Below are 11,869 nucleotides of genomic sequence, written 5' to 3'. Positions count from 1 at the left end.
GACGTCGAGCATGATCTGCATGAGGCCCGCCGCGCCGGCGACCGATACCGCTCCCGCGTTGAAATCCGACTCGACCTTGACGATGCACTGGACGAGGTAGTCGTCCACGCCCTCCTCGGCGGCGATACGGTTGATGAGCGGAAGATGAGGACTTGCAAATACGGTTCTCCCGCGCGGGTTCAGTGTCGCGCCGCCCGAAAGGTGGATCGTGTCGCCATTGGAGGTCTTCGCCTGGTTTTCCGAACCGGGTGTAAGCGCGCATATAATGGCGGTCAGCGTCAGCGCGAACGGTATCGAGCGGATGCGTTTCATCGTATTAACCTCGCGACGATTCTTTCTTCACTACGGCGTGAAGTCAATCACTTAGGCGTTTCGGCGGCGTATCGAGAGGCGGGGAGGTCGGGAGCCGGCGACGAAGGTAAACGTCTCTGTAAGTGTTTCCATGATGGCCGACTAACGGTTTTTCTGCAGTGGCGCTAATGTTTTCCTGCTGCGCCCATCTTATTGGGATGCGGGGAAAAAAGACGGCGGCGAAAAAACGGCTTCCAAAATAGATTGACTTTATCGTGCGGCAGTCTTAGGATCATGAGCGTGGAGTCGCGGTTGTCACAGGGATGTAGCGGCGGCTGCCTCGCGATCGGGTGCCCCCGAAGGGCGATAGCGCGTAATCCCTCCCGTGGACGAAAGGGAAGTCGGTTCAAACCAATATCCGGATTGCATCGCTGAAGTACCTTCCTCCCCGGGCTGGTGTGGGCCGGCATGAACATTCCTTTCTGCGACGGATGTGGCGCATATTGAATTTCGGAAAGAAGCCGGTTTTTCGTCGCGCGTAATTTTCGCGTAATAAGAGATTAACGGAGGATGGCGATGAAGTGGTTCAATAACCTCAGGGTTTCGCTGAAAGTGATGCTGTCATGCCTTGTATTAATATTGCTTATGGGTGTGATCGCGTTATCGGGGATTATCTCGCAAAGGGATGCATCGGTGCGTTTCGAGCGTTTTTACAACAAGGAATTCATGCCGGTCCGGTATATGAACCGTACCGTGCGGAATATCCTTCAGCTCCGAATCAATATGCTGCAAGAGTATGAATCGGCGCGACTGGGGGACTGGGACGAAGTGAAAAAGAGAATGGAGAACTCGAAATCACTGCATGCCGAATACATGGATCTGTTCGAGAAATATAAAAAGACGATCCTCTCCGAGGAGGAGACGAAACTCGTAAGGGAATGGGAGCAGGCGGAGGCGGCGCCGCAGGATATTCGCGTTCAGTTTGAAAAATCGATCATGGAGAAGGATTTTGAGAATGCGAAAAGGCTGAGCGGCGAGTGGCTTGTCGCGTTCAACGCCCTGCGCGACAAAAGCGACGAGATGATAGAGTCGAAGACAAAATCCGCCGAGCATGATATGAAAATGCAGATGGAAGAATCGAGGCGGGCCGTCATCATCAGCGTCATCCTGCTCATTGCTTCCATCGTAGTGGGTATAGTTATTACAATTGTCCTCTCCGGAGCGGTTGCCGGTCCGGTACGAAAGGGCCTTGCCTTCGCCGAAAAGCTTGCCGGCGGCGACTTCACCTCGAGGATCGACCTGGACCAGAACGACGAGCTGGGCATGCTCGGCAAAGCGCTCAACGCCGCGGCCGACGACCTGGAGCGGCTCATCTCCGAGATACTGGCGGCGGCGCAGAACCTCTCTCAGGCCGTGGACCAGATATCCGGCGGCAACCAGAATCTTTCCCAGCGCACGAGCGAACAGGCCTCGTCGCTCGAGGAGATCGCCTCCACCATCGAGGAGGCGACCGCCGCGATCCGACAGAACGCCGACAACTCCGACCAGGCGAACAAACTCTCCGGCGAGACCATGAAGATGGCCGAGGAAGGAAACCGCGTGGTGATGGAAGCGGTCGCGTCGATCAACGAGATCAACAAGTCGAGCAAAAAAATTGAAGAGATCATCTCGGTCATCAACGAAATAGCGTTCCAGACGAACCTGCTCGCGCTCAACGCCGCGGTCGAGGCCGCGCGCGCCGGCGAACAGGGGCGCGGATTCGCGGTCGTGGCCGGCGAGGTGCGCAATCTCGCCCAGCGCTCGGGCAATGCCGCCAAAGAGATCGGCGCGCTCATCAAGGACTCGACCGACAAGATCGAGACCGGAACCGACCTCGCCAACCGCAGCGGCGACGCGCTCCGCGAAATAGTCGGCGCCATGAAGAACGTGGCGCGCCTCGTTTCCGAAATCGCGGCCGCCAGCCAGGAGCAGAAGCAGGGGCTCGACCAGATCAATATAGCCGTATCGGAGATGGACAGCATGACACAGCAGAACGCCGCCCTGGTCGAGGAGACGGCTTCGGCGAGCGAGGAGATGGCGGGCCAGGCGCGCGAGATGCAGTCGATGGTCGAACGCTTCAAGATAAGCGAGGGAACGAGAGGCAACGTGTACCAGACCAAGCACAAGGAGGTGCATCTCAAGGCCGCGGCGGCCGCCGTCAGGAAGCCCAGGGGGCCGGAAACGGCGCCGAAAAGGGAAGCCGTTGCCGCGACGACGGAAAGACGCAAACCCGTGGAGGATAAAAAGCCCGTCGCGGGTCGTGACATCAAGGAAGTCCTGAGGGAAGAAGGTTTCGAGGAGTTCTGACGGCGGTGCGCGGCCGGTGGCCGCGCCGTAACGCGAATGCGTCAATACTGAAACGCGGGGATACGGGACATGGATGATACCGAGGTTTTGCGTGACGTGTTTATCCGCGAGGCGGACGATATTCTGTCCAGCCTCGAATCGGGCCTGGTGCGCCTGGAAGACGAGAGGGACCCGGAACTCATTAACGGTATTTTCCGTTATGTCCATACTTTAAAGGGAAGCTCGGGGATCGCCGGCTTCAAGAGCGTGTATGTGTTCACTCACAGGCTCGAGAACCTGCTCGATATGGTCAGGTCCGGTTCGCTTTCCGTAGGCAGGGAGATCATCGACCTCCTGCTCGCAGGCATGGACTGGATACGGGCCTCGATCGAGGCGGGCGGCGAGAACCCTCATCTCGATGCCGGAAGGGACGAGCTCCTGAAAAAGGTCGAGGCGATAATCGGGACGGTGGCCGCGGCGGGTGCCGCACGCGCTCCGGACGCGGCGAAGGAGAAAAAACCCGAGGAAGAGGAGATGGACCTTGGGTACCGCTACTTTAAAATCAGCGCGTCCTTCCGCGAGGATATCTTCGAGACGGGGACCGATCCGCTCATGATAATGGAGGATCTCTTCTCGCTCGGTATTGTGGTCGAGCGGCGGATCGACCGGCAGCGGCTGCCCGACATCCATATTTTGAATCCGGAGAAATGTTACCTGGGCTGGAACCTGGTGCTCAAGACGAAAAACCCCCGTCAGAAGATCGACGAGGTGTTTATGTTTGTCCAGGGAGACAATCCGATAATCGTTGAGGACATAACCGGGCAGTATGTAAGCCCGGTTATGGGCGAGGCGGAGACCAGGGAGAAGCGCATCGGAGAGATCCTGGTGGCGAAGGGAATTCTTACCGGCGTGGAGTTGAACGACGTGCTGAAAACACAGGACGGCGAAAATACCAGGATAGGCGACCTCGTCGTAGCAAAGGGTTACGCCACCGAGAGAGAAGTGCAGTTCGCTCTTGCCGAACAGGATAAGATTAAAAAGAAGATCGAGACCGGCACCGTCCGTGTCGATACCGATAAGCTCGACCGGCTGCTTAACCTGCTGGGAGAGATCGTGATCGGCCAGTCGGCGATCGCCGGGATTGCCGACGAGCTCGACGAGAAACACGGCTTTTTATTGAAAAACGCGCTGTATGGTCTGGACCGGACCACCCGGGAGTTCCAGGAACAGATAATGTCAATACGCATGATCCCGATCGGGCCCAGCTTCGAGCAGTTCCGGCGCTTCGTCCGCGATACCGCGCACGCGCTGGGCAAGGAGATCCGGCTCGAGATAGAGGGCAGCGAAACCGAACTCGACAAGACCGTCATAGAGCGAATGGACGATCCGCTCAAGCATATGATACGAAACGCGATCGACCACGGCATCGAGCCAGCCGATGAGCGCGAGGCCGCCGGAAAGGCGCGTACGGGTACGATCACCCTGAGGGCGTATCATCAGGAAGGCAACGTATTCATAGAAGTCATCGACGATGGCCGTGGCGTCGACCGGGGAGGGCTCCGGGCGAAGGCCGAGGAAACGGGACTGCTCCGGCCGGGCGAAGAGGCCGGCGAGGCAAAGCTCCTTTCGTTCCTCTTCCTTCCCGGATTTTCCACCGCCCGGAAGGTGGGCGATCTTTCGGGTCGGGGCGTCGGCATGGACGTGGTCAAAAACAACATCGAATCACTGCGCGGAAGCGTCGAGATCGAAACGAGGCCGGGAAAGGGGTCGACCTTCAGGATCAAGCTGCCGCTTACCCTCGCAATCATCGAGGGCATGATGGTGCGCATCGGCGGGAACATCTACATCGTTCCACTGCTATCGATCGTGGAATCTCTTCAGCCGCGGAAAGAAGATATACGCACGGTCAAGGAGAAGGGCGAGGTTGTACAGGTGCGCAGCGAGTTCGTATCGCTGGTGCGGCTGTATCGGCTCTTCGGAATAAAACCGGAATTCGAGAACCCGTGGGAGTCGCTGGTGGTGATCGTCGAGGCGGGCGGTTCGCGCGCGGGGATGATGATCGACGAGCTTCTGGGGCAGCAGCAGATCGTTATAAAGAGCCTCGAGAATTACATAACGAAGACGCGCGCGTTGACGGGCGCCGCTATCCTCGGGGACGGCCGGGTGGCGCTTATAATCGATATCCACGGCCTGATCGAGGAGATATCCAGATAAGGGGTGTTGCGTATGACGATGATTAAATTGCGGGAAGATTCTGGCGTCAGAAGCGTCAAATCATTCCACCGGGCGCTGCTGAACGCGTTCAGGGACGATTCCGATATAGTCATAGATTTTTCGGAGGCGCGGCGGGTCGACCTGTCGATAGCGCAGGTGCTGATCGCGGCTGGGAAGGAGGCGCGCGCAAAGTCGAAGTCGCTTCGCATACGCGGCGTTTCGGAAACGGTGCGTCATCAGCTTTCGATCTGCGGGTTGTCGCGCTGAGAATCAGGGATAAGGAGGCTGGTATGAAACATATACTGGTCGTAGACGATTCGCCGACCATCCGGGTGAGCGTGGAGTATACCATCAAAAAAATGGGCTACCAGATTCAGCAGGCGGAGAACGGGCAGGACGCGCTCGACAAGATCGCAGGGATCAGGAAGGCGGGAGACGACATCGCGCTCTGCATCTGCGACATCAATATGCCGGTTATGGACGGCATAACGTTTATAAGGAAATTCCGCAAGATCGACAGGTTCACCCCGGTCCTGGTGCTCACCACCGAGTCCGAGAACGAAAAGGTGAACGCGGGCAGGGAGGCCGGCGCTTCCGGATGGATAATAAAACCCTTCCAGCCCGCCGAGCTCCTCAAGATCGTCGAGAAATTCATTCGATAGGAGAATTCGATGAGCGACATGAAGGATAAAAAACTCGAAGAGGGAAAGGCGACCAGCGACATCAGGGGGCTGCGGATCGACAGAAAGGGGGAGAGGGCCGAGGAGGAGAACCAGTACGTCACCTTCGTGATCGGCGGGGAGACCTACGGGGTGGAGGTGCTCAAGGTCCATGAGATTATCGGCATGACGCAGATTACGTACGTGCCCAATGCCATGGCGTTCATGAAGGGGGTTATCAACCTGCGCGGTTCGGTCGTTCCGGTCGTCGATATGAGGATCAAGTTCACGATGAGTGAGCGCGATTACGACACCTTTACCGTCATAATCATCGTCGAGGTGCGCGGCCGCATGATCGGCATGATCGTCGATTCGGTCTCGGATGTGGTGAGCATACCGGTAAAGAGCATCCAGGACACGCCGCACTTCAGCGCGAAGATCGAGACCGATTTTATAATGGGCATCGGCCAGATAGAGGAAAAGCTCGTTATCATTCTCGACGTGGACCGCATCATGTCGGGCGAAGAGATGACCGAGCTCGAAAGGGAGAGAACGGCCTGATCCACTGCGATGATTCAGAGCACCAAAAACAGGTTCGGGAAGGTGCTCTACACGCTCTTACCCGGTGACTATTTCGCCACTGGCGAGGATTGCATCCTCGGAACGGTGACGGGGGCGTGCGCGTGCGTCTGCCTGTATGATGCCGCAAGGCGTATCGGCGGCATGGGGCATTTCATCGTTCCGGGGATGATCGGCACCGGTGGGATTTTCGCCGACGATATCGCCAGGCAGGGGATCATGTCGATGGAATACCTGATAGGGGAGATCGTGAAGCTCGGCGGCGATCGCAAGCATCTGAAGGCGAAGCTTTTCGGTGTGGGGAGTCTCAACTCGCGCATGCCGAATATGGACGCGGTTATCCAGAGCAATATTCGCTTTCTCAAGGAGTACTTCGCGCTCGAGCGGATACCTGTCGAGACCGAGGACCTCGGCGGGAGCCATCGCAGACAGGTGCTGTTTTATACGATGACGGGAGCGGCAATGAGGCGCTTTCAGAGAAGGAACGACGACGCCTCCGAATTCGCCAGACTCGAGCAGGAATACATAGACGCCATGTTCCGCAACAAGCCACGATTCGGCAAAGTCTATCTTTTCGAATAGGACCGGGTGGGGGGAATGCCGCAACTTACTGAACTCGACAGCAACAGCTTCAGGCGTTTCAGTGAAATCATATACGAAGAGAGCGGGATAAAGCTCAATGAGTCAAAGCGGGCACTCGTACAGTCGCGGCTCATGAAACGACTGCGGGAGCTCGGAATCGACGGTTACCGTGGTTACTACGATTACCTGATTGAAAACTACCGGCTGGAGATCGTCAACCTCATCAATGCCATCACCACCAATAAAACCGACTTTTTCCGCGAGTACAAACATTTCGATTTCATGACCGAAGAGGTGCTCCCGGAATTATTGAAATCAGGCAGAAAGGAGATCAATATCTGGAGCGCGGGATGCTCCACCGGCGAGGAGCCATACAGCATCGCGATCACGATGCACCGTTTTTTCGAGAACAGGAAAACCCCGGAAATACGCATTCTCGCCACCGATATCGATACCCAGGTACTGAACAGGGGCAGGGAGGGCAAATACAGGGCGGAAGACATCCTCGAAGTGGTAGACATGCCGACGGCGAAGCGCTATTTTCAGAAGGGCGTTGCCGAAAACGAGGGCCTGTTCCGGGTAAAGGACTTCATCCGGCGGATGGTCCATTTCCGCCGACTCAACCTGCTCGATTCGAGCTTTCCCATGAAGGGCACGTTCGATATAATCTTCTGCCGCAACGTCATCATCTATTTCGACCGCGAATCGCAGAAGAGGCTGTTCGCGAATTTTCACAGGTACCTGGCGGATGACGGCTATCTGTTCGTCGGCCACTCGGAAACCCTCACGGGAATTACCGACAGGTTCGTTTTCGTGCGAAACACAATTTACAGAAAGACGCCGGAAAGGCGGTGAGGCATCACACCGTAAGGGCCGGCGATGGACAAAGACGAGTGAATTAGCGGGCCGTCGCGTAATAAACGGGACGGAATCGCGGCGGAAGGGAATATGCATATCAGGAACAGTCAGAAGTACGGCAAGCCCATCAAGATAATACATCCGGGCGAATTCTACGTATCGGACGGCGACGAAATAATCGGAACGCTGCTGGGGTCGTGCATAGCGGTGTGCCTGCATGACCCGGAGCGGGGAGTTTCGGGCATGAACCACTTCATGCTGCCGGGACGCATCTCCGGGACCGATATAACGAAGGACGGCAGGGCCAAATATGGAATCACCGCCATAAACAGGCTCATTCGGTCACTTGAGAAGGCCGGTGCGGACAGGGACCGGATGATCGCCAAGATTTTCGGCGGCGGAGAGGTGCTCGACGGTGTCATCGCCACCACAACCATTCCCGCCGATAACATACGGCTGGCCAGGGTGATGATGGAGATGGAGGACATCCAGATAGAGGAGATAGACGTCGGAGGGAAATATACCCGGAAAATACTGATGGATGTTAAAACCGGAGAGGTGTATTTGAAAAAATCGACCCGAAAGGAAGTGATGCAGAAGGTGGGGAAGGTCGAAGTCGATTTCGCGCGCGGAATAGCCGGGAAAGCATGAACAGGATAAAGGTGCTGATTGTCGACGATTCGGCGGTGACGAGAAAACTGCTTTCCGACGCGCTCTCCCGTTCGCGCGAAATGGAAGTCGTCGGGACCGCGCTCGATCCCTTTGTCGCGGTCGACAAGATCAGGAAACTCCGGCCCGATGTGCTGACGCTCGATATCGAGATGCCGCGCATGGACGGCATCACCTTCGTTTCCAAACTCATGATCGCACAGCCCATGCCGGTGATAATGGTAAGCGCGTTCACCGACGCGGGGGCGAGCGCAACGATGAAGGCCCTGGAGGCCGGCGCGGTGGATTTCATCCTCAAGCCCCAGCTCGACGACACCGCGGCATGGGAAACCTTCGCCGACGAGCTCATCGAAAAGGTCGTTTCCGCGGCCGGATCGAAGATAAAGCGGCGCATCGCCCCCGTCGCGGAACAGAAGATCGAGATGCCCGCGGACAAAAAATTCACGGTCGATGTCATTCTTCCGAAAAAGTCGGTGAAGACGGCGAAGATCCGCACCGAGCAGATCATTGCCATCGGGGCGTCGACCGGCGGGACGGAGGTCATCGCCGAGATCCTTTCGGCCCTTCCGGCGGAAATGCCGGGCATCGTTATCGTACAGCACATGCCCGAAAAGTTCACAAAGGCCTTCGCCGACCGGGTCAACGGCATGTCGAAGCTCTATGTCAAGGAGGCGGAGCACGGCGAACGTCTGTACCGCGGCATGGCCCTCGTCGCGCCGGGAGACCGGCACATGCTGCTGCGGCATGACGGTTCGGGCTACTATGTGGAAATAAACGACGGCCCTCCCGTAAACAGGCACCGTCCCTCGGTCGACGTCATCTTCCGCTCGGTGGCGCAGATCACCGGACCGAGCGCGCTGGGGGTCATCCTCACCGGAATGGGCGCCGATGGCGCGGCCGGGCTCCTCGAGATGAAGGAGGCGGGCGCCGAGACGATCGCTCAGGACGAGGCCTCGTCGGTTGTCTTCGGAATGCCGCGCGAGGCCATTCGGCTCGGCGCGGCGTCAATGACCAAGAACATCGGCTCCATCATCCATTATCTTTCACAGTTCGGCCAGTAGGCCGAACGGCCCCCGGTCGTTTGACCGGTGATCCCTTGTTAAATCGAGCGCAAACATTCTTTCTCTTCGCACGCCGCCTTTTGCAATTGACAGGTGCGGGCGGCTGTGAACATATTCTGAGTTCATCGCGACCATTTGCGCGCCGACCGGCGCGGTGGTTGACCAGCCTGAGGAAGAGGGAAGGCCCCAGCGAGCTTTCCCATGCGGAGGATTCGATGCGTTCGATGTATGTATTGGGTTTTGTTATGTTCGCACTGCTCGTTGTTTCGCCACTTTACGGTCAAGAGGCCGAATCGCCGGCGGAAAAAATATCCCTGCGTGAAGGGGAGGGCCTGGCAGGGCAGATTAAAAAAGACGAAAAGCTCAAGCTGACACTCGACAGGGTTTTACAGTATCTGTTAATGCAGAACCTCGACATAAAGAAGGCCTTCCTGGAGTACCGCGCCTCCGATACCGATCTTCGAAAATACCAGGCGCTCTACGACACGTACGCATACGGCAAGGGCGGCTATGCCGTCGTCGAAACCCCGCCCGAGAACCCGATGTCGACGTTCCAGGGGACGGAGACCACGCAGAAAAACTACGAGGTTGGGCTTTCGAGGCGTTTCAATACGGGAACAACCCTGCAGGTAAACCTTTCCGGGCTGTATCAGAATATTAAGGGCGCGGGCATCACAATGCCGGCGCCGATCGGAACAATCAACATGGGGGGAGAGGGCTACCAGTCCGCGGTGATGGTAAAGCTAAGCCAGGAGATACTCAAGAACAGCTTCGGGCAGAACGACAGGTTGAACGAGCGCATGATCGCCAATGCCGCCGAGATGAGGCGGCGCGCGGTAAAGCTGTACCTCTCGAACCTGCTGGTCCAGGCGCTCGTCGGCTACTGGAACGTGGCCGTAGCCGAGGAGACACTTGGCACCACGCGCATCAACCTGGAAAGCACCACCAATATCCGTAACCTCATGGGCCGCAAACTCGCCCTGGGGCTCGCCGAACGGGAAGAGCTTTTGGACTGGAACGGCAAGGTCCTGCAGAGCAAGAACTATTTCGACCTCACCGGCAAGGCCGTCTACGACGCACGCCTTGCGGTGCTGCGCATCCTCAACCTCGATGGAAAAACCGACTTCGAGCTGGGGCAGACCTTCAGCACCAGGCCGCCCGACATCCCGCTCGACCGGGCCATGAGCGACGCCCTGCTCAAGAGAGTGGACCTGGCAAACCAGCGAACCATGGTGCAGAACGCCGAGCTCGAGTACCGCGCCGCCGCGCATAACGAGCTTCCCTCGCTGAAGCTGATCCTCGGCGCGGGCACGGTCGACTACAACAGGGACTCGTACGGAAAAACCTTCAACGACGTCAACCGCCAGTACTCCGCCGGGTTCGAGGTCGCCTATCCCCTGGGGAACAGCGAGGCCGATTCCCGCATGCGTAACGCCCGGGTGAGCTACCAGAAGGCCGCGCTCGACCTTGAAAAGCTCGAAAAGGAGGTGCGCGACGAGGTCGATTCGGCGGTAAGGCAGTGCGCGGTGCTCTACCAGGTCTACGTGCAGACGAAGGAGGCGCGCGAGTACCAGATGAATTATTACAACGGGGTGCTCCGTAAGTTCGGGCAGGGACGCTACAGCGCGATCCAGCTTAAACTGGCGCTCGACGGCTACATACAGGCGAGGCAGGCCGAGCTTAAAAGCCTTGTCGATTACAACGTGTCACTTTTACAGAGGGACCTGGCGCGCAACGTCATCTTCGAGAACTACGGTATCGACCTGGATTCGGTCCTTGGAAGGATGAAAAACCGATGAGCAAGCCCGTAGGGGCCGCGCCTACACGCCAAGGAAGCCGCTGATGCGCGCCTCGTCGAAGACGCGCTTGAGCGGCTCGCTGATGGCGATGATCTTGATGTCCATGCCCTTTCCCATGAGAGAGCGTTTTTTCCCCATGAGGTAGCCCAGCAGTTCGGAGGGAAGGTAGACCGTTTTGCTGAGGTCCACCGCCACCTCGGTGGCGCCGCCCTCGATGATGGTGTTGACCGCCTGCTCGAACGAGGACTTGTCGTCGAGCGTCGCGCGCGAGCTGTCGATTATTATCTTGTTGCCGATTATGGTGACCATTGGTTGTCTCCCCGTCAGGGATATTTTTGCGCGATAATATCAACGGATGTCAAGATATCTCCGCCGAAATTAACGGTTCCCGTTATCGCCGTATCCTGAATGGTATACGTTCCATCCCCGTTATTCAGGAATGAAAGCGTTATCGTTGCGCCATTATTGGTCCATGGAGTAAATGTCGTGCTTGGTGATTTACGGTATTTCAAAATATGATTCGGGTCCGTGGAGTCGAGAGTTATGGATGAAGGTATATCGGAACTGTTGAAATAGATATAGAGACACGAAGAGTTTGCAACCGTAATATCGTTGTTTACCGCGATACCAACGTAATTCTGGTTGTTTACCGTGCCTGAAAAAATGATCGCATGGGTGGACGGAGATAGACCCTGACTTAAGGAAAGGCCATCGATTGAATACGATTTATTATTTATCGTCAATTCCGTCAAGCTGCCCGGCTTTATCTTGAAGCCGGTTTCCCCCTTCTCGCCGCCATCGCCGCCGCAGCCGGCCGTTATGAGCGTTAACA

At 57.1% G+C, this 11,869-nt stretch carries 13 protein-coding genes; 10 read left to right on the top strand and 3 right to left on the bottom strand.

Annotation, left to right across the window (positions count from 1 at the left end; all coding sequences use genetic code 11):
- Window positions 1-312 (bottom strand): transglycosylase SLT domain-containing protein (locus VLM75_10745; protein HSV97396.1); only part of this gene is annotated, 312 nt, incomplete at its 3' end.
- Window positions 313-867: 555 nt separating this feature from the next.
- On the opposite strand from VLM75_10745, the gene VLM75_10740 reads away from it, so the two are divergent.
- The 10 genes from VLM75_10740 to VLM75_10695 all read left to right on the top strand — a co-directional run bounded on the left by VLM75_10740 (window position 868) and on the right by VLM75_10695 (window position 11,037).
- The gene (locus tag VLM75_10740) at window positions 868-2,637 is read left to right on the top strand and encodes a methyl-accepting chemotaxis protein (protein HSV97395.1); all 1,770 of its coding nucleotides are present in this window, start codon (window positions 868-870) and stop codon (window positions 2,635-2,637) included.
- A gap of 69 nt (window positions 2,638-2,706) precedes the next feature.
- Complete coding sequence (locus VLM75_10735) at window positions 2,707-4,830, top strand: chemotaxis protein CheA (GenBank protein ID HSV97394.1); 2,124 nt, start codon at window positions 2,707-2,709, stop codon at window positions 4,828-4,830.
- Between the two features lie 12 nt (window positions 4,831-4,842).
- The gene (locus tag VLM75_10730) at window positions 4,843-5,097 is read left to right on the top strand and encodes an STAS domain-containing protein (protein ID HSV97393.1); all 255 of its coding nucleotides are present in this window, start codon (window positions 4,843-4,845) and stop codon (window positions 5,095-5,097) included.
- 23 nt (window positions 5,098-5,120) lie between these two features.
- Window positions 5,121-5,492, top strand: coding sequence for a response regulator (locus VLM75_10725; GenBank protein ID HSV97392.1), 372 nt, complete (start codon window positions 5,121-5,123; stop codon window positions 5,490-5,492).
- 9 nt (window positions 5,493-5,501) lie between these two features.
- Entirely contained in the window at window positions 5,502-6,050 is a 549-nt protein-coding gene (locus VLM75_10720; protein ID HSV97391.1) for a chemotaxis protein CheW, read from the top strand.
- Window positions 6,051-6,059: 9 nt separating this feature from the next.
- Complete coding sequence (locus VLM75_10715) at window positions 6,060-6,650, top strand: chemoreceptor glutamine deamidase CheD (protein HSV97390.1); 591 nt, start codon at window positions 6,060-6,062, stop codon at window positions 6,648-6,650.
- A 15-nt stretch (window positions 6,651-6,665) separates the two neighbouring features.
- Complete coding sequence (locus tag VLM75_10710; GenBank protein HSV97389.1) at window positions 6,666-7,505, top strand: protein-glutamate O-methyltransferase CheR; 840 nt, start codon at window positions 6,666-6,668, stop codon at window positions 7,503-7,505.
- A 93-nt stretch (window positions 7,506-7,598) separates the two neighbouring features.
- Window positions 7,599-8,159, top strand: coding sequence for a chemotaxis protein CheD (locus VLM75_10705; protein HSV97388.1), 561 nt, complete (start codon window positions 7,599-7,601; stop codon window positions 8,157-8,159).
- Window positions 8,156-9,238 carry a chemotaxis response regulator protein-glutamate methylesterase gene (locus VLM75_10700; GenBank protein HSV97387.1) on the top strand — a complete coding sequence of 361 codons (1,083 nt, stop codon included), beginning with the start codon at window positions 8,156-8,158 and terminating at the stop codon, window positions 9,236-9,238. The genes VLM75_10705 and VLM75_10700 overlap by 4 nt, the downstream gene beginning before the upstream one ends.
- Before the next feature lie 215 nt (window positions 9,239-9,453).
- Window positions 9,454-11,037, top strand: a complete 1,584-nt coding sequence (locus tag VLM75_10695) for a TolC family protein (protein ID HSV97386.1) — start codon at window positions 9,454-9,456, stop codon at window positions 11,035-11,037.
- Window positions 11,038-11,058: 21 nt separating this feature from the next.
- Here the strand turns inward: VLM75_10695 and VLM75_10690 are convergent, their stop codons facing one another.
- Both VLM75_10690 and VLM75_10685 read right to left on the bottom strand, forming a co-directional pair.
- The gene (locus VLM75_10690; GenBank protein HSV97385.1) at window positions 11,059-11,346 is read right to left on the bottom strand and encodes a hypothetical protein; all 288 of its coding nucleotides are present in this window, start codon (window positions 11,344-11,346) and stop codon (window positions 11,059-11,061) included.
- Window positions 11,347-11,360: 14 nt separating this feature from the next.
- A partial coding sequence (locus VLM75_10685; protein ID HSV97384.1) for a hypothetical protein occupies window positions 11,361-11,869 on the bottom strand: 509 nt, incomplete at its 5' end.

Source organism: Spirochaetota bacterium, from assembly GCA_035477215.1.
Classification (GTDB): Bacteria; Spirochaetota; UBA4802; order UBA4802; family UBA5368; genus MVZN01.
Note: the sequence above shows the minus strand (reverse complement) of the source record. Positions and strands in the feature narration are given on the sequence as shown.